This window comes from Vibrio sp. A1-b2 (assembly GCF_021726015.1).
GTDB lineage: Bacteria > Pseudomonadota > Gammaproteobacteria > Enterobacterales > Vibrionaceae > Vibrio > Vibrio diazotrophicus.
Map to the genome: position 1 here is coordinate 320,389 of NZ_JAKKCI010000003.1, position 17,234 is coordinate 337,622.

Here is a 17,234-nt window from a genome sequence, read left to right on the forward strand (position 1 = left end):
TTCACGACCTCCTTGTCGTTCTCAGTATTTATTGTGCTTTTTGAGATTCCAGCGCTTGCTTCATTGCCTCGGTTACCAGCTCGTGATCTTCCAACGAAGCCAACCCAGATGCCGTTACCGCTCCCACTAAACCAGAACCTTTGATTCGGATTGGGAATGAGCCGCCGTGAGCACAGTATTCATTCGGGTCAATATGTGGCTGAGTTTCAAATACTCGCTTCTTACCCTCATTGTAGAGTGATAAGTAGTAAGTACTTTTGCCATAACACAGCACTGAATTACGCTTGCGACGAATCCAATCCAGCTGATCCGCACTCGAACCCATCATGCAATATTGAAATAAGGTTTGGCCGAAACCAAACACTTCTATCGATATCGACGCGCCCTTTTTCTCAGCAAGCGTTTTAATGCAGGAGCCCAACTGCCAAGCAACATCTTGGTTGAAATATTCCAACTCAAGCTGCTGTTCTTGTTCAATCAAGCTTTCTAGGGTGTAACTCATAGGTTCACCGTTATCGTTTGACCCGTTTCGCTGCTTTCCATCGCCATCTGAATCAGGGTGATATTTTTCAGTGCTTCCGTCGCTGGTACAGGGTTTTCTGTTCCAAGACGAATAGCCGATGCAACAGCCTTAAAGTACATTTCGTAGCAGCCGTGTTCGGTAGTAATCGTGTGAGATTCATTTTCCAGATACAGTTTGCCGTACGAAGATTCCTCTTCTTTCGCCCAGCCTGATGCGTTGGGTTCCACGCCATCTTTTAGGCACTGTTCTTGCGGGTCTAATCCGTATTTTTCATATTTACCCAAGGTGCCTAATACCTTGTATCGTAAGTTCGGCTCTGGGCTATACATGTTACCGTGCAGGTGAACCAGATGTTCTGGATAATGCAGAATAAGATTAAAGTAGTCGTTGGTGGTCGAACCCGGGCGCATATTTCTGCATTGTGCATTGATAGCTTGTGGCATCCCGAACAACATAAGCGCCTGATCCAGCAAATGAGGCGCTAAATCAAACAGAATACCGCCGCCGTCAGCGGACATTTCTCTCCAGCGTTGACGAACTTCCGGACGGTAGCGATCGAAGTGAGATTCAAACAGTTTCACTTCGCCAAGGCGGCCCTCATCAATGAGTTTTTTCACTGTAAGAAGATCACCATCCCAGCGGCGGTTGTGGAACACGCTCAGCACGAGTCCTTTCTCTTCAGCCAGAGCAATCAGCTCTTCACCCTCTTCCACTCGAGTAACAAACGGCTTTTCAACGATAACGTGTTTGCCATTTTCCAGAGCGCGTTTTGTCAGTGAGTAATGCACATCGTTTGGCGCGGTGATGATCACCAGTTCTGCATCACTGTTATCTAGTAACTCATTAGCATCAGCAAACCACTGCGCTTGCGGCCAGTCAGCTTCAACACTCGCTTGTTGACTGGAGCTGATAGCGGATAACTCTAATTCTGGTAACGCTTTGATAAATGGAAGATGGAAGGTTTTTGCGGAAAAGCCGTAACCAATAACGGCTGTTTTTACTGGAGTGAAACTCATATCAAAGCAATCCTTTTTAGAGGCGGAATGAAACCGGTATCGTGACATAAAAATAAAGCCCTCTCTAGTGAAAAAACCAGAGAAGGCTCATTTAATAGTATGACTGACGGATTAAGCAGCGACGATGTACTTGTGCTTAGTCTGCTTTTGTTTCTTGAGCGATTTAATCAAGGCATCGATATCGACTTCAATATCGAATCTGCGTTTAAGGTTGGCGAGAAACAGTGGGTCTTCACACATGGCTTTTTCCGGCTCATCACTGATCTTCGCTACAGGTCTGCCATTGCACTCTGTCAACTTAATCACGATAGAAAGCGGCTTGTAGCTCTTGCCCTGCTCATTTTGCCAACCTGCAAGATCGTTAGTCAAAAACGTACCGATACCGAAGGAAATCTGAACTCGACCTGCAAAGTATTCGCACAGATCCAACGCTTCATTGAAGTTCAATCCATTAGAGAAAATGAAGATTTTCGTTTTCGGGTCAATACCAAGGCTTTCATAGTGAGCAATCATTCGGTCACCCCACTTAAACGGGCAACCGGAATCGTGCCTAACGCCACTGTAGGCTTTAGCTAGGTGCATATTGAAGTCACTGATGAAAGCATCAATCGTGAGTGTATCTGTTGGTGCAATAGCGATCTGGCCTTCAAATGCATTTAGCCATTGCTCAAGTGCCACACGCTGAGAATCACGTACATTCACTAACGCTTGATGCCCCATGAACCACTCGTGGGCGATAGTGCCAATAGGTTTTAAATGAAACTCACGGGCAAAGTGGCAGTTGCTGGTACCCAACAACAATTCCGGTATTTCTTTTTTCAGATGCGCCATCACATCTCTTTGCACCTGACCGGAGAAGCGGCGGCGCGTCCCCATTTCGGTTAGTGAGAAATTGGTAATGCCGCGTTTAGCGATTTCTGATTTCAGCAACGCTATTTTCTCGGCAAACACTTGCATTGGCAGTTCAGCAGGCACATCCGCCCAACGGCGACGATTGCGAACTTCAGACACAATCGCCATCACTATGGTTTCGTACAAGATGGTGTCACGCCAAGAACCTTGAATACTGATTCGCAGCTGATGTTTACCGTCCTGTTTAACCACATTTAACTCAACCTGACGTTCAGGCTGGAAGTGGAAATAGCGCAAAGACTGAATGAACGAGGGTTTCAAATGCGGGAAATGAGCGCCTAAATACGCGATATCGGCATCCGAGAATCTTAACGAGGACAGATGAGCAATTTCTTCACCAACTTCTTCCAGTAAGTCACTGACATCTTCATCGCTACGAACAATCAGTTCATAACGCACTTGTGCATCAGGATAGTTGGAATGAATCGCCTGCATCATATTGATTTTATAGGCATCTAAATCCAATAGGCTGCGGATGATTTGAGGAGAGAATAGGCGATTGCTCATGATGCCTTCCTTCTGTTTACTGCAAGGAGTGGTTCGCGTTAGTAACATTTTGTTCCTAACTTTGCCATGAACAATAATTCAACCCTTTTAGTTTGTCAAACTTTGTTACAAACCACACAAAAAGTAGCGTTTTATAGCTCTGGAACTCGCCTGCATTGATTCATTTTAATTACAGAGACTTATTGCAACTGCCCCTGTCTTTTCTCAATTTTCTAATCTAGTTTGTCACGATATGTTATTTACATTGACCCTCAATATTCACTTGCCTAGAATGGTGCCACTAAATGTCAGGATTCTTATTATGATTGTTACCATTGATATGGTTTGCCTTCGTCTCGCACCATCGGGGATTCAGACCCTACTCGTAAAACGCTCTAACCCAAACCGCCCTGACTGCGGTAAATGGGCGCTGCCGGGCGGGTTTGTTTACGACGAAGATATGACTAATCAAGGTGGTGAGCCCGCAGATGAAGATTTCAATTCTGCACACCGAAGAATCTGTCGCCAAAAGATACACACCTATCCCAATTACATCAGTGATCCTCTGGTGGATGGTAACCCTAAACGAGATCCGGAAGGCTGGAGTATCAGCATTTCTCACTATGCGCTTCTCAATCCATCCAACGTTCAGCAAATCGAAAATGCAGGAACAGACAAAAGCCGCGCAGATTGGTTTGACTTGCCACCTTTGCTTGATGAAAAAATGGAACTAGCTTTTGACCACGTCGCACAAATTCAGCACGCATGGAAAAAGCTTAGAGCGGCGGTGGAATATACCTCTGTGGTTCTGTTCCTATTGGAAAAAGAATTCCTAGTAGCAGACATTATTGATGCCTACAGCAAGTTTGGCGTTGAAGTAAACCGTATGACCATCAAGCGACGCTTAATCGATACTGGCATCATTGTCAGTGCCAACAAAATTGCAGCGTCGAGCAAAGGTAAAGGCGGCAAACCTGCAAATGTATACAAGTTAGCGACCAACGAAATGAGCTATTTCCAAACTTGCCTGCGTGGTTAAACCGCCCATTTTTAGTGCGCCTAAATTTTATTCACAATCTCTATTGCGCCCGCAACATTGATGAGTAATATGTAAACAATCATACCGTTACGGCTTGAAGCTTTTTGTTCAAGCGTTTTGTGTATAAACAAAAATAATTCCAACAAATATCGCCACTTCCCTACATTTCATTCACTTTTTGTTTGGCGTACTTAAAACTATGAAACCCTCTGTTGCTGCTACTGGCGGCTGGTTGTTAATGCTTAGCGTATTACTTTCGCTCGTCGCTCAGATCACAGGTCTATTCAGCGGCTACTGGGCGGGAATTCCTATCTGGCTAGTCGTCATGCTGTTCGTGCCCTACGTCAAACCAACACAGAGAAAACAAATTATCCTGCTCATCGCAGTAGGCTCAATTGGCTTGCTCTACGGAGTGTTCAAAGGGCTTGATGGACGTTATCTGTTAAAAGCCTTAGATGCCAACCAAAACGTGGTGGCGATGATCGTCGGTGTTGGGTTTCTTCGTATTTTCGCAGTCAATAGCGTCAAAACAGGAGAAACGCTTCCTCAAGGCAAAAGCGCTGTGATTCGGACTCTGCTTGGCGCTCATCTATTTGGCACTGTGCTCAACATCTCTTCCGTTATGATTATCGGCGATAAGCTGGCAACACAAAGCAAACTCAGCACAACTCAAGGTTTAGTGTTACTTCGAGGCTTCGCTGCCTGTGCGTTCTGGTCACCGTTTTTTGCTTCTATGGGTTTAGCGTTGACCAGTGCTCCCGGCTCAGAACTTGGTACCTTGGTAAGCTACGGTATTCCGGTATGCGCAGTGGCATTAGCCATAAGCGGCTGGCAACTTGTTCGCCGCACAGATGCAAACTCTGTTTCGGGCTACCCAATTTCTATCTACTCTTTGTGGATGCCCGCTTTACTTGCATCCGTTGTGATCGCCGCTCATAAGTTCTATCCGCACATTAGCGTGCTCTCTCTGGTGACTTTAACGTCTTTGTGCTTTATCGCTTTGTGGCTTCTGATTAATAAGGGCTATCACGCAATTGTCGCGGCACGTAACCATATTGAGTCTGGGATTGCCAATTCCAGCGGCGAAGTGGTTTTGTTTGCTGCCGCTGCAATGCTCGCCTCCGGTGTTGCTGCCTCTTTAGATGCAATGAACATTCAATTAGCACCGCAACATTTTGGCCCGATTGAAGCTAGTGTGACTGTCGCCGTACTGATTGCTTTGGCGATGACAGGAATGCACCCAGTGACCAGTGTGGTACTGGCAGGCAGTGTGCTTGCGCCTTCAATGGCAGACCCTAATATGCTTGGGCTGACTCTGCTGATGGGCTGGTCATTAGGCATTACCGCCTCGCCTTTTTCTGGTGTCCAACTCAGTATTCAGTCTCGCTACGATATCAGTGCAAAAGCATTGCTTAAGGCCAACTGGCGCTACATCACCATCATGTATCTGGTTTGCTGTTCTGTGCTCTGGTGGTATTCGACTCAGATATAACGCACTAAACCTTACTGTGTACGTAATAATGCGAACAAAATTTGGTCAATAGTTTTACAGTGTTAGAAAAAACCGCAACTAAATCAGGATTGTCAGAAAGTTGAAGATAAGATTTCTATCGTTTTACATTGGTTGACGGACTCCTTACATGTCTGTTGTTAGGATAATTTCGTGCTCAACATGCACATGATACCCAAACAACAAGTTGTCACGGGCAGATGAATAGCATCAACACCGTGTCGCTTTTTGTCGGAAGGGCATAACAACGACAGTTAAAGGAGTATTCACATGAAAAAAGCGCTCGCATTAATCACTATGATGGTCGTAAGCGGTAGTGTATTGGCTGCTACCCAAACCAAACAATCAGAAACCACACTGCAAACAGAAGTGTTCAATTCTGAACAAAAAGCGCAGCAAGCAGGATTCAAAATTATTCACGATTTGAGAGAGTTATCTTCGGAAGAGCTCACTTTCAAGCTAGGTGTTGTTGAACCTCTGGTTGTTCCAGACAGCGTTAAAATCAACAACAGCGAACTGAAAGTTGAATCAATTATGGTTGAACCGGACAAAACGTCTTATCGCGGTTTAGTCAATGTTGATTACCAATACGACATCAAAGATCATAACAACTAGCCTCGACTTCTTACCCCTATATAAGTTAGTCACGCTAAATTGATGACAACGGAGTGTCATCAATTTGCTGCTTACCAAACTAACAGGTGATCTATCAGTTACGTTCAAACTGACTGATGAGTCTCTGCAACTCTTTAAGATTTGCTACCAACACTCTGGTACGGTTCACCGAGTCAGCCGAAGACTGAGCGGTTTTTTCCGTTAACGTCTTAATATTGACCGCATTCGCGGTGATCTCTTTGGTCGCAATCGCCTGCTGCTCTACTGCAACCGCTATCTGCTGACTTCTGTCAGATACCTGCTCCAGTTTTGACGTGATATCGTTGATCATCCCGCCAGTTTCGTCTGCGCTTACAATACACTGCTGAGACAAATCTGAACCACGCTGAATGGCGTTTACACCTTGAGCCGCAAGATCTTGCAGTTCTGTAATCATGCTATGAATTTCGGTTGTCGAGTCATTGGTTTTAATCGCTAAATGACGAACTTCGTCTGCCACCACAGCAAATCCCCGACCAGACTCTCCAGCTCGTGCAGCTTCAATCGCCGCGTTTAACGCAAGTAAATTGGTTTGCTCTGAAATCGCACTGATCACATCTAGGATCGATTCAACCTGCTTGGTATGGGCAGACAATGTTTTCAAAATAGTCTGGCTGTTGAGCAGCTCTTTATCCAACTCATTAACTTTGCTCACGGTTGCTTTAATGCTCTTTAAGCCAGTAATGGATTCAGAACGAGCTTCCTGAGTGAGTTGAGAAGTCAGCGAAGCCGCACTGGCGATATCGTGAATAGAGTATGTAAGTTCCTCTACTGCTGATGCGACTTGTTCCGTTTCTGCATGTTGCGCGGTTAAGCTTTGCTCTATCGATTTGGCCGTTTCAAATTCATGTTGGGCATCTTTCAAAATACGACCAGAAGTATCACCGCTTCGCGCTGTAACAGCTCTTAACTCGGCCTTGCGCATCATAAGAGCGAGTTCTACTTGGGAAAATTCGTCGCGACGGCCGGTATACACCTTTTCTAACAGCGGATTGGAATATGCTTCCTTAGCCAATGCCTGCAAATGACTTAATCGGCGCTGTACATAGGCGATTCCGACCATTAGCGCTAACAGAAATGCACTGGAAAGCGCACCCAATAGCCAAGTCTGCTGCTGCAACATCCAATATAGATTGGTTGCCAACCCAAGAACACTTACCAACATCAGAAGTTTGGTTAAAGGAGAACGCGTAAGGGAGATTTTTTTACCCGCGTTAATTGCTTTGTAAAGCGCATCAGCGCGCTTCACCTGTTCAGCCGTGGGTTTAGAGCGAACCGATTGATACTCAATGATCTCGCCCTTTTCGTTTTTTATCGGTGTGACGAATGCAGAAACCCAGTAATGCTTAGAGCTTTTGCATTTGTTTTTAACTATGCCCATCCAGCTTTTGCCTTCCTGGATGTAGCTCCATAGTTGTCCGAACGCCGCTTTAGGCATATCTGCATGACGAACTAGGTTGTGAGGATTACCCAGCAACTCTTCCTGCGAGTACTCTGCAATATCACAAAACACTTGGTTCGCATAAGTGATGTGACTAGAACGATCAGTTGTAGAAATAAAACTGACGTGATCTGGGTAATCTTTATTTTCAGTAACTTCCATGCAAATAGCGCTCACTAACGTTCATGTTGAAATGTAATTTCAAAAATTACGATATATTTTGCAGCTTTTTTAACATGGGATAGCCGTCGCGACTTTGACCCTAATCAATTCAGAAACTTATCAATAAGATGCTTATCATAACTGAGACAAATGAACATTTTTGCATCGTACCGTTTTTAACTACATCAAGCCCAACGGAATAGACGTACTTCATTTCCTTCTTCTGGCTGTTTAGGAATATTCAGAGATAGCAGCAGTGATACACACGCCATTCCTGCACCGATATAGAACACCGCCGCTGGCGATATGAGCCATAGCATACCGAAACTGACTGGAATAATGACGGCTGCAATATGGTTGATGGTAAATGCCACACCCGCTGTCGACGCCATATCGGCTGGATCGGCGATTTTTTGAAAGTAGGTTTTCACAGCCAGAGCCAAGGCGAAGAAAAGATGGTCTATAACATAGAGTCCCGCAGCCCAGTGTGCATCTGTCACCACAGCATAGCCAACAAAGACACCAATCAAGCCAACATACTCAACAATTAACGCTTTGCGTTCGCCAACCACACCGATAAAACGACCAATTTTTTTGGCAAATAAGAAGTTAAAACCGTAGTTGATTAAGAAAAGTAACGTGATGTCTGCTGCTGTATAACCGAATTTCTCAACCATTAAGAAGCCAGCAAACACAGTGAAGATCTGGCGGCGAGCACCACTCATGAAGGTCAAAGCGTAGTAAAGCCAGTAACGCTTACGTAAAACCAATTTCTTGTTTTGCGGTGTAGCCGATTTGAACTCTGGAAATGCAACGGCAGCGACAATAACTAGAGCCAAAGCAAGTCCGCCAGTAATGCCATACACCCATTCATAACTTAAATGCAGTTGCTCAAGCATGATCCACAATGCGCTGTAAGTCAGCAGCGACGCCAGTGCGCCTATAGAGATCATCTTACCGAGCATTTCTGGTGCTTCATCTTTACTGAGCCACTGCAGTGATAATGACTGCTTTAATGTTTCGAAATAATGGAAACCCGTAGACATCAACAAAGTGGTTAGCAACAAGCCGGTCAAAGAAGGAAACAACCCCGTGATTGCTGTACCTAACGTCAGCATCATAAGGGAGATCAACAAAAAGCGTTGCTCTCGGATAAAAAGCAGAACAAAAACAGCAGTAAAAGCGAGAAACCCCGGTACTTCACGAACACTTTGCAACAAACCGATATCGGCTCCATCAAAGTTCGCTTTTTCAATCACAAAGTTATTGAGCAGTGCCATCCAGCTAGCAAACGCAATCGGAACAATTGCTGAAATAACCATTAAGAAGTTTTGTGGGGTACGCCAAGTTTTAGTGTTCATTAAAAGTATTATCATCCTTGTTATCATATTATCAGTCTAACCAATACCGCTTTAGCTGTAACCTAACTATTAATACTAGGGTCTCCAGATCCTAATAAAAATAGGAGCAATCGATGCAAATCCGTTTTGCTACCGCAAACTTGTTCAACTATCTCTCTCCCCCTAACGCATTTTACGAGTTCAATAATATTTACGAGCTCAACCAATGGCATAAAAAACAACAGTGGTTAGAACGGAAATTATTAACCTTAGATGCGGATGTGGTCGGGTTTCAGGAGATCTTCAGCGCAGAAGCACTGGAGGCGCAGTTAAAGCCGCTAGGTTATTCATATTTCGCTGTTGTAGACCAACCAAAGGTCTCTCAAGACTACATTTACACTCACCCAGTAGTCGGTATTGCTTCACGTTATGAACTGACAGAAATAGAGGCCGTTGAGGCCAAGAAACCAAATTCTGATGATGCTTTTACCTTCTATCGTAAACCGCTTCGAGCAACGTTGAATCACCCTGTAATGGGGAAAGTGGATGCCTATATCGTTCACTTTAAATCACAGCGCCCGACACTAGAAAACAAGGAAGAAGGTTCGAGCGTGTTTGAAACATGGCAACAAGAAAACTATGGCAACTGGCTTTCAACTGTGCAGCGTGGATTCGAAGCAACACTATTGCATCAAGCGATCATGGAGAGAAAACGAGTCACTGGGCATCCGGTGGTACTAATGGGTGATTTTAACCAACTGCTTGATAGCCAAGAGTTCGCCTGTTTACGTTCGACTCACCGTTTTCGCCAGCCGGATTCTTACCTGCCGCTCCTTCCCTACCATCTTATCGATAGCTGGGAGCTGTATTGCCATACGGGAAAGGTTCAGCGTCAGCCAACTCATTACACCGGAGCTTCAGGGCAAGTTTTGGATTACATACTGATGTCGAGCGAATTCGGCTTAGAGACAGACCGCAATATCGCCCAAGTCATTGATTTTCATGTTGAGGATCAGCATTTGGTCAACCCAAGTTTCGAGCAGGATAAATTCGCCAGTGACCATGCATTTGTGAGCGTCACGCTAGAATTACGCTCGTAAATGTTGCCATTGCGGATGACGGTCTAAATAGTGTTTTACGTAACTGCAAACGGGCACAATCTTAAACCCTTGCGTTTCAATCAGTGGTAAAACGCTTTCCATCATAATTTTTCCGTAGCCTTTTCCCTGTAATTCTTGCGGGACTTTGGTTGACGTTATATGCATAGCCTTATCGAAGAACTGATAGCGCACAACCGCGTAATGGTCACCTTCAAGGTGGACGCGAAAGCACTCGTTCTCTCTGTCGTAAATAACGGTATGTTCCATTTTTATATCCAAAATGATAATTAAGTCTTAATTTATAACCATGACGAATTGAAAGTCTGAATGCATCACCATAAAATCTCAACTCTTAAAAAAAATTATAAATTATCTTGTTGGAGATTATGGATGAGCTCGCCGCAAACAGCGACTAAAAGTACTAAAACAAATGTCGCGAAAGCGACTAAATCCGTTATCACCCTCAATAGTACCGACGCTCTTGCAATGGTCGAGCACGGTAGCGAATTGAAGCTGAATATTACCACTCCCGTCGGCACAAAGTTTATCTGTAGAACACCATTTATCGGTACTCACTCTGACACGTATCTTCTCGCTGAAATTCCAAATATCTCAGCCAGTGATATGAGCTTTTATTTTCAAGAAGGTTTTTGGATCAATATCCGTGCAATATCTTCGCGTGGCGAAGGCGCAATGATCCACTTTCGCAGTCAGTTATTGCATGTTGTTCAAGAGCCAATCCCGCTGGCCATGCTGTCAATACCAAGCTCAATGCAAGTAACTCAACTGAGAAAAGAACCTCGCTTTGACGTCAATCTGCCAGGCAGAGTGATCTGCGGTGAACACAAAGCCAGTGGCGAAGTTCGTGATTTATCCAAATGTGGCTGCCGATTTATCGCCCCACCAGTAGGTAAAACGTATCAAGTCGGTGAAATGGTCTCGATAGAGATATTTGCAGATCAACGTGGCACTAAAGTTTTTGCGCCATTAACGGGTAAAGTTTGTAACCTACAACGTTCCACCCACTATGCACGTTACGGAATGGAGTTTGACGAAGATGGGCAAAAGAACGCTAAGAATCTACTTAGTCAGTTAAAGTTCAACGGAACCAAGTTAACGTTGAACATCGAGCGCATTGCATAAAGCCTTAAAATCTCGATATCTCACCAAAACCTAGGAGTATGGACGTTCCTTTTTCGTTATACTCCTCGTCACTATTCTCATTTAAAGGTTTGAAATGAACTACTTTAGTACTTTCATTAAAGGAATGGCGATGGGCGCAGCGGATGTTGTTCCCGGCGTTTCAGGTGGTACCATCGCATTCATCACCGGCATTTACGACACTTTGCTGGAAAGTATTCGACGCATAAACCCAAGCTTGCTCGGCATTTGGAAGCGCGAAGGATTTGCCGCTGCATTCCAGTATATTAATGGCTTTTTCCTCATTTCGCTGTTTGCGGGAATATTCACCAGCATTGCTACTTTTGCAAAACTTATCTCTTGGGCATTGGTCACCCACCCTATCCCAACTTGGTCTTTCTTCTTTGGCTTAATCCTTGTTTCGGTGTTCCACATGCTCAAACAAGTGGAGCACAAAACCGCATCGCGTTGGGTATGTTTGGCTCTAGGTGTCGCCTTTGCTTATAGCATTACGATTTTGAAACCACTGAGCCTCGAACTTAGCAACATCAACATCATCTTTGCAGGTGCAATTGCTATTTGCGCGATGATCTTGCCGGGTATTTCAGGCAGTTTCATTTTGCTGCTAATTGGCATGTATGCAACGGTATTGGGTGCGGTGAAAAACGCACAAATCGACGTCTTACTATTGTTTTTATCTGGCTGTGTGATTGGCTTACTGAGTTTCTCTCACGTGCTTTCTTGGCTGCTTAAACGATTCCGTGAAGTCACCTTAATGTTCCTCACGGGTTTAATGCTGGGCACTTTGCCGAAAATCTGGCCGTGGAAAGAGACGATTTCATGGCGCACTAACTCTCATGGTGAACAAGTGCCACTGGTTCAGCACAACTTGTCGCCATTTGAGTTTGAAGCGATCACCTCTCAGTCTTCGCAGCTAGTGATTGCTGTTGTCTTTATGTGCTGTGCAATCGCATTAGTTTTGGGACTAGAAAAATACGCAGAGAAACACGACGTTTAATCGTTTCAGATTCCCTTAATAGGCGGCTTCAGTCGCCTATTCATCTCCTCAATGTTTGCTTGAACCCTTCCACATTTTGCCCTACTTTTCCTAAACTTAATCTCCGTTTATGCTAGGATGCGCACACCTTTCCTAACCATGTGTAAGAAAATGCGTTCAGCGTTAAAACTACTCTTCATTATTGCCGCACTTCTTGCTGGTTTCTTTGCAAGCGACATCATTAAGCTCTTCTCATCTGAGACAAAGAGCGCTGATCTGTCTCAGTACTGTGTATTGTCAACGACCCCTTGCTCACAACAGAGTATCTCAATGACTCTTGCTCAGGACAAAGTACATCCTCTGGTGGCAAATCGTCTCTCGGTTTCATGGCCTAACAACGATTCTGAGCAGCTTGAGTTGCGGCTACAAGGTGTCGAAATGGACATGGGAACCGTAAAATACGTGCTTAAAAAAGCAGAGTCTGGCAAATTTGAATCTGACATCATATTGCCCGTATGTACCAGTGACTCAATGACATGGGTAGGACAACTCACTGACGGTAAAACAACGGTTCTACCAGCATTAAGGATGGAACGATGAGTAAAAATTGGTCTTTAGTTTTAATCATGGCATTCGTACTTGGTTTTGGTACCAAAAGCTATTTTGATTCTCAGAAAACGCTAGAACAAGAAGAGATGCAATCCGCGTCTGATGTAACACTGTACGGTAAAAAAAACCAAGCGGTGAATATCTTTGATACGTCGGACAAGCGTATCCGTATTGTCTATTTTGGCTTTACTCGTTGTCCGGACGTTTGCCCAACTTCGCTTGCCATGCTGGCAGGGGCATTAAATCAGATTGATGATGAAACAAAAAAACAGCTAAGACCCATGTTTGTTTCGTTAGATCCAGAGCGTGATGATGCAGAGTCTTCTGCGACCTATGCTCACTACTTCCATGCAATGATAGAGGGCCTATCTGGCTCTCTGGATATTACAGCATCGTTGGCGAATCGATACGGCGTGATTTTTCGTAAAACCGAATTACCTAACTCGGAGCTCAAGTACACACTCGATCACAGCTCCTATTTTTATTTCTTAAAACCCGATGGCACTCTAATAACAAAAGTTCCACATACGCAGAACCCTGCGCCAATAGTGGAAGCGATAAAAGAAGTCACTCAACCAACAAAAGGATGAAACAATGAAAGGTAAAGCCCTGTTACTTATCAGCTTATTAGCAAGCCCTTTAGCCTACGCTAAAATGGACATCATGGTTCATAACCCCTACGCGAGAGCGACACCTCCTACCGCAGTAACCAGCGCAGTATTTGGTGACATTGTTAACCGAAGCGACACTGACCGATACATTGTTTCAGCAACCACACAAGCAGCCGGAAAAGTAGAATTGCATGACGTCATCAATGAAGGTGATGTGATGAAAATGCGTCAGGTTTCAGAGTTAAAAGTCCCGGCCAAAGGCAAACTGGAATTGAAGCCGGGTAGCTTCCACATCATGTTATTTAAACTGCCAAAACCATTGGCTGAAAATGAAGAAATCGATATTCAACTCACCTTCAAAAATGGTGAGCAACTCACTTTTAAAGCACCCGTTAAAAAGGTCATGAGTGGCATGAAAATGGAACATAATTAATACCAAAGCGACTGCAGCTGCGGTCCAACTTTTGTATTGATAAGACCATAAAAAAGAGGTGGGCATTCCCGCCTCTTCTGCTATTATTTGCATAGATTTAAACCAGAAATATTTAGGAGATTTTGATGATTGTACTTAAAACCCACCGCGCAACTTCAGAGAAGAAAGCTTAATCTTCAACTCTTTCTTTCCCTCGAATTGCCCGGTGTTCAACTAAACCGGGGTCACACCTTTATTCGGCCCTAGTCATATTTAATTGCGTTATAAGACAGCGTACCTACGCGTGTCTGGGGTAACCAAATGAGTTTAAACGAAACTTTATCACTTTCTTTGCCACAATTAGGATGGCGACCTGTTTACCAGCAACAATTAAGCTGGGATGAATTAGAAGCGGCAATTCCCGCGCGTATTAGTGAACATCACCGGACTGGCTACATTTGTTGGACAGAGAACGGCGAAATTCACTTAGATATTCACGCAAAACTGCCTCCAATGACCGTTGGAGACTGGGTACTGCTCGACCGCGAAACGAACCAGTTTGTTAAGTTGCTAGACCGCCAGTCGCTTTTTAGTAGAAAAGCCGCAGGTATTAAGTCTTACGAACAACTTATCGCTTCTAATGTTGATACCGTGTTTATCGTCTCATCGCTCAATCAAGACTTTAATCTCAGTCGAATAGAACGCTATCTGGCTCTTGCGAAAGAAGCTCAAGTAGAGCCTGTTATTGTGCTGACTAAAGCCGATCTATGTGACGATGCGGATGACAAAAAACAGCAGGTTCAGGCACTGAATCCAATGCTGTACGTGGAATCTATCAACGCGCTGTCCAGCGAAAGCTGTCAGAGTTTGAAAGCATGGTGCAAAGTTGGAAAAACGATAGCCGTTATGGGTTCTTCTGGTGTGGGTAAATCTACCTTAGTCAATACGCTGATGGGTAGTGACATACAAGAAACCAGTGGTATTCGTGAACACGATAGTAAAGGCCGCCACACAACCACATCACGTTCACTGCTTTCTATGCCTTCAGGTGCATTGTTACTTGATACGCCAGGAATGAGAGAGCTTCAAATCTCTGATTGTGAACAAGGCATCGAAGAAGTATTTGCAGACGTTGCCAATTTGGCGGACAAGTGCCGCTTTAGCGATTGCAAACACATTAGCGAGCCGGGTTGTGCCGTTCTAAAAGCGATAGAAAGTGAAGAGCTTGATGAAAGAAGACTGCGTAACTATCGCAAACTTCTTGCTGAGCAAGCACGCAATAGTGAATCGATTGCGGAAAGGCGTTCCAAAGAGAAAGATTTTCACAAACACGTCAAAAGCGTGATTAAGGAAAAACAATCTAGGGAAAAAGGATATTAATCCAGAATATTAGCAAAGGGTGATATTTCACCCTTTATTTTTATAAAATATATGCGCTACAAATACGCAACATTTCATCAAAAATGTGTCGAAATTCAACATCTCTGTTAAATATTATTCTATCTATAAATAAATCCTAGACACATTGTCCTGCAACGTTAATATTACCCCCCTACAGCAAGTACTGCTGTAAACATTACAATTCAAACTATTTATTCATTGCAGGGATAATTATGCAAAGCAACAATATTTTTGCCCGCTTCGCTCGTGGCAATCTGGTGCTTCAGATCCTCGTTGGTATCGTTTTAGGTGCTATCGTGGCGACTGTTTCTCCAGATTCTGCGCAAAGTGTTGGCTTACTTGGTAACCTTTTTGTCGGTGCTCTAAAAGCCGTAGCGCCAGTACTTGTTTTCATCTTGGTAGCCGCGTCGATTGCAAATCAAAAGAAAAACCAACACACATACATGCGTCCTATCGTAGTTTTATACCTACTAGGCACATTTACCGCTGCTTTAACAGCCGTTGTACTTAGCTTCCTTTTCCCAACAACTTTGACACTTGTTGCGGGCGCTGAAGGTGCAAACCCTCCACAAGGTATTGCAGAAGTACTGAACACCCTTCTATTTAAACTGGTTGATAACCCTGTGAATGCGCTGATGACAGCGAACTACATCGGTATTTTGGCTTGGGGTGTTGGTTTAGGTTTAGCGTTGCATCATGCATCAGCAACAACAAAAGCAGTGTTTGAAGATCTGAGCCACGGTGTTTCTCAAATCGTTCGCTTCATCATTCGCCTAGCACCATTCGGTATCTTCGGCCTTGTGGCGTCTACATTTGCGACAACAGGTTTCGGCGCATTGGCGGGCTATGCTCAGCTTCTTGCGGTTCTACTAGGTGCAATGGCAATTATTGCTCTGATCGTTAACCCATTGATCGTATACGTTAAGACAGGCGAAAACCCATACCCACTAGTTCTACAATGTTTGCGTGAAAGTGGTGTAACTGCGTTCTTCACTCGTTCAAGCGCAGCAAACATCCCTGTTAACATGGCTCTTTGTGAGAAGTTAGATCTGGATGAAGATACTTACTCAGTATCGATTCCTCTAGGTGCAACCATCAACATGGCGGGAGCAGCGATCACGATTACTGTTCTTACACTTGCTGCTGTAAACACGCTAGGCATTGAAGTTGATCTATTGACTGCTGTACTGCTAAGTGTCGTTGCTGCGGTATCCGCTTGTGGTGCATCAGGCGTTGCTGGTGGTTCACTGCTTCTGATCCCTCTAGCATGTGGCCTGTTCGGCATTTCAAATGACGTTGCGATGCAAGTTGTTGCTGTTGGCTTCATTATCGGTGTGATTCAAGATTCTGCTGAAACTGCGCTAAACAGTTCAACGGACGTTGTGTTCACAGCTGCTGTATGTAAAGCAGAGCACAAGAAATCTCAAAAATAAGCAGTAACTATAGTTACTCGCCGTTGTAAAAAAAATCCGCCTCATTGGGCGGATTTTTTTATGACTTTAAATCATTACTTCTTCGCAGCGACTTTAGGTTCGTGATCTTTCATCTCTTGAACTTTAGTCTCTTGAGCTTTCACTTCTTTCACCTTGTCTGCAAGTTCAACCACTGATTTGTTATCAGTGTTGTTTTCTGCAGGATGAGTAACACCATTGAAGCGGCCACCCTGTTCGATACTTAAATCGTCACTGTAGATGGTACCTGTGACCTTACCGCGTCTAAGGATTTCTATTTTAGCTGCGTGGCAAGTTCCTTCAAACTCGCCGTTAATCACAAGGTGTTTAGCGAAAATTTCACCAACAGCACGACCTGATTCGCTAATGATTAAAGTTTTATCTACGTGAATTTCACCTTCAACCGTGCCATCCACTTGCATATTGCTTT

Annotated in this window: 18 protein-coding genes; 11 read left to right on the forward strand and 7 right to left on the reverse strand. The window is 44.2% G+C overall.

Going from position 1 to position 17,234, the window contains the following annotated elements:
• Window positions 1-28 precede the first annotated feature (28 nt).
• From L3V23_RS08990 to pncB, 3 genes are all read right to left on the reverse strand, one after another.
• Window positions 29-502 (reverse strand): heme-degrading domain-containing protein, encoded by a 474-nt coding sequence (locus L3V23_RS08990; RefSeq protein ID WP_102987364.1) that lies wholly within the window; start codon window positions 500-502, stop codon window positions 29-31.
• Window positions 499-1,539 (reverse strand): oxidoreductase, encoded by a 1,041-nt coding sequence (locus L3V23_RS08995; protein ID WP_237292221.1) that lies wholly within the window; start codon window positions 1,537-1,539, stop codon window positions 499-501. The genes L3V23_RS08990 and L3V23_RS08995 overlap by 4 nt, the downstream gene beginning before the upstream one ends.
• 111 nt (window positions 1,540-1,650) lie before the next feature.
• A complete protein-coding gene (gene pncB / locus L3V23_RS09000) occupies window positions 1,651-2,958 on the reverse strand; it encodes a nicotinate phosphoribosyltransferase (protein WP_237292222.1) in 1,308 nt (435 codons plus the stop codon).
• 301 nt (window positions 2,959-3,259) lie between these two features.
• Between pncB and L3V23_RS09005 the strand changes: the two genes are divergently transcribed.
• The 3 genes from L3V23_RS09005 (at window position 3,260) to L3V23_RS09015 (ending at window position 6,101) form a co-directional block, all read left to right on the forward strand.
• Complete coding sequence (locus L3V23_RS09005; protein WP_237292223.1) at window positions 3,260-3,976, forward strand: NUDIX hydrolase; 717 nt, start codon at window positions 3,260-3,262, stop codon at window positions 3,974-3,976.
• A 199-nt stretch (window positions 3,977-4,175) separates the two neighbouring features.
• Window positions 4,176-5,468 (forward strand): hypothetical protein, encoded by a 1,293-nt coding sequence (locus L3V23_RS09010; protein WP_237292224.1) that lies wholly within the window; start codon window positions 4,176-4,178, stop codon window positions 5,466-5,468.
• A gap of 288 nt (window positions 5,469-5,756) precedes the next feature.
• The gene (locus tag L3V23_RS09015) at window positions 5,757-6,101 is read left to right on the forward strand and encodes a DUF3316 domain-containing protein (RefSeq protein ID WP_042479229.1); all 345 of its coding nucleotides are present in this window, start codon (window positions 5,757-5,759) and stop codon (window positions 6,099-6,101) included.
• A 94-nt stretch (window positions 6,102-6,195) separates the two neighbouring features.
• Here the strand turns inward: L3V23_RS09015 and L3V23_RS09020 are convergent, their stop codons facing one another.
• Together L3V23_RS09020 and L3V23_RS09025 are read right to left on the reverse strand one after the other, a co-directional pair.
• Window positions 6,196-7,743: a PAS domain-containing methyl-accepting chemotaxis protein gene (locus L3V23_RS09020; protein ID WP_237292225.1), complete on the reverse strand. Its 1,548-nt coding sequence runs from the start codon at window positions 7,741-7,743 to the stop codon at window positions 6,196-6,198.
• Between the two features lie 185 nt (window positions 7,744-7,928).
• Window positions 7,929-9,104: an MFS transporter gene (locus L3V23_RS09025; RefSeq protein ID WP_042479239.1), complete on the reverse strand. Its 1,176-nt coding sequence runs from the start codon at window positions 9,102-9,104 to the stop codon at window positions 7,929-7,931.
• Window positions 9,105-9,217: 113 nt separating this feature from the next.
• Here L3V23_RS09025 and L3V23_RS09030 point away from each other — a divergent pair, with 113 nt between their 5' ends.
• Window positions 9,218-10,183 carry an endonuclease/exonuclease/phosphatase family protein gene (locus L3V23_RS09030; protein ID WP_102965166.1) on the forward strand — a complete coding sequence of 322 codons (966 nt, stop codon included), beginning with the start codon at window positions 9,218-9,220 and terminating at the stop codon, window positions 10,181-10,183.
• On the opposite strand, the gene L3V23_RS09035 is transcribed toward L3V23_RS09030, so the two are convergent.
• Entirely contained in the window at window positions 10,172-10,450 is a 279-nt protein-coding gene (locus L3V23_RS09035) for a GNAT family N-acetyltransferase (RefSeq protein ID WP_042479243.1), read from the reverse strand. The two genes, L3V23_RS09030 and L3V23_RS09035, sit on opposite strands and share 12 nt — an antisense overlap.
• Before the next feature lie 123 nt (window positions 10,451-10,573).
• Between L3V23_RS09035 and L3V23_RS09040 the strand changes: the two genes are divergently transcribed.
• From L3V23_RS09040 to sstT, 7 genes are all read left to right on the forward strand, one after another.
• A complete protein-coding gene (locus L3V23_RS09040; protein WP_237292226.1) occupies window positions 10,574-11,326 on the forward strand; it encodes a flagellar brake protein in 753 nt (250 codons plus the stop codon).
• A 94-nt stretch (window positions 11,327-11,420) separates the two neighbouring features.
• Window positions 11,421-12,341, forward strand: coding sequence for a DUF368 domain-containing protein (locus L3V23_RS09045; protein ID WP_237292227.1), 921 nt, complete (start codon window positions 11,421-11,423; stop codon window positions 12,339-12,341).
• Between the two features lie 150 nt (window positions 12,342-12,491).
• The gene (locus tag L3V23_RS09050) at window positions 12,492-12,920 is read left to right on the forward strand and encodes a hypothetical protein (RefSeq protein WP_237292228.1); all 429 of its coding nucleotides are present in this window, start codon (window positions 12,492-12,494) and stop codon (window positions 12,918-12,920) included.
• Entirely contained in the window at window positions 12,917-13,519 is a 603-nt protein-coding gene (locus tag L3V23_RS09055) for an SCO family protein (protein WP_237292229.1), read from the forward strand. The genes L3V23_RS09050 and L3V23_RS09055 overlap by 4 nt, the downstream gene beginning before the upstream one ends.
• 4 nt (window positions 13,520-13,523) lie before the next feature.
• Entirely contained in the window at window positions 13,524-13,973 is a 450-nt protein-coding gene (locus L3V23_RS09060) for a copper chaperone PCu(A)C (protein ID WP_042479261.1), read from the forward strand.
• Window positions 13,974-14,273: 300 nt separating this feature from the next.
• Complete coding sequence (rsgA, locus tag L3V23_RS09065) at window positions 14,274-15,332, forward strand: ribosome small subunit-dependent GTPase A (RefSeq protein WP_237292230.1); 1,059 nt, start codon at window positions 14,274-14,276, stop codon at window positions 15,330-15,332.
• A gap of 233 nt (window positions 15,333-15,565) precedes the next feature.
• Window positions 15,566-16,786, forward strand: a complete 1,221-nt coding sequence (gene sstT / locus L3V23_RS09070) for a serine/threonine transporter SstT (RefSeq protein ID WP_042479275.1) — start codon at window positions 15,566-15,568, stop codon at window positions 16,784-16,786.
• A 74-nt stretch (window positions 16,787-16,860) separates the two neighbouring features.
• Here sstT and L3V23_RS09075 read toward each other — a convergent pair whose 3' ends face one another.
• Window positions 16,861-17,226 (reverse strand): polymer-forming cytoskeletal protein, encoded by a 366-nt coding sequence (locus L3V23_RS09075; RefSeq protein ID WP_042479278.1) that lies wholly within the window; start codon window positions 17,224-17,226, stop codon window positions 16,861-16,863.
• Window positions 17,227-17,234 lie beyond the last annotated feature (8 nt).

Excerpts from the sequence above, each read along its gene's own strand:
- L3V23_RS09015 (WP_042479229.1), top strand. The coding sequence starts at position 5,757 with ATGAAAAAAGCGCTCGCATTAATCACTATGATGGTCGTAAGCGGTAGT.
- L3V23_RS09075 (WP_042479278.1), bottom strand. The coding sequence starts at position 17,226 with ATGCAAGTGGATGGCACGGTTGAAGGTGAAATTCACGTAGATAAAACT.
- pncB (WP_237292222.1), bottom strand. The coding sequence starts at position 2,958 with ATGAGCAATCGCCTATTCTCTCCTCAAATCATCCGCAGCCTATTGGAT.
- L3V23_RS09010 (WP_237292224.1), top strand. The coding sequence starts at position 4,176 with ATGAAACCCTCTGTTGCTGCTACTGGCGGCTGGTTGTTAATGCTTAGC.
- L3V23_RS08995 (WP_237292221.1), bottom strand. The coding sequence starts at position 1,539 with ATGAGTTTCACTCCAGTAAAAACAGCCGTTATTGGTTACGGCTTTTCC.
- L3V23_RS09050 (WP_237292228.1), top strand. The coding sequence starts at position 12,492 with ATGCGTTCAGCGTTAAAACTACTCTTCATTATTGCCGCACTTCTTGCT.
- L3V23_RS08990 (WP_102987364.1), bottom strand. The coding sequence starts at position 502 with ATGAGTTACACCCTAGAAAGCTTGATTGAACAAGAACAGCAGCTTGAG.
- sstT (WP_042479275.1), top strand. The coding sequence starts at position 15,566 with ATGCAAAGCAACAATATTTTTGCCCGCTTCGCTCGTGGCAATCTGGTG.
- L3V23_RS09055 (WP_237292229.1), top strand. The coding sequence starts at position 12,917 with ATGAGTAAAAATTGGTCTTTAGTTTTAATCATGGCATTCGTACTTGGT.
- L3V23_RS09030 (WP_102965166.1), top strand. The coding sequence starts at position 9,218 with ATGCAAATCCGTTTTGCTACCGCAAACTTGTTCAACTATCTCTCTCCC.
- L3V23_RS09060 (WP_042479261.1), top strand. The coding sequence starts at position 13,524 with ATGAAAGGTAAAGCCCTGTTACTTATCAGCTTATTAGCAAGCCCTTTA.
- rsgA (WP_237292230.1), top strand. The coding sequence starts at position 14,274 with ATGAGTTTAAACGAAACTTTATCACTTTCTTTGCCACAATTAGGATGG.
- L3V23_RS09040 (WP_237292226.1), top strand. The coding sequence starts at position 10,574 with ATGAGCTCGCCGCAAACAGCGACTAAAAGTACTAAAACAAATGTCGCG.
- L3V23_RS09020 (WP_237292225.1), bottom strand. The coding sequence starts at position 7,743 with ATGGAAGTTACTGAAAATAAAGATTACCCAGATCACGTCAGTTTTATT.
- L3V23_RS09005 (WP_237292223.1), top strand. The coding sequence starts at position 3,260 with ATGATTGTTACCATTGATATGGTTTGCCTTCGTCTCGCACCATCGGGG.
- L3V23_RS09035 (WP_042479243.1), bottom strand. The coding sequence starts at position 10,450 with ATGGAACATACCGTTATTTACGACAGAGAGAACGAGTGCTTTCGCGTC.
- L3V23_RS09025 (WP_042479239.1), bottom strand. The coding sequence starts at position 9,104 with ATGAACACTAAAACTTGGCGTACCCCACAAAACTTCTTAATGGTTATT.
- L3V23_RS09045 (WP_237292227.1), top strand. The coding sequence starts at position 11,421 with ATGAACTACTTTAGTACTTTCATTAAAGGAATGGCGATGGGCGCAGCG.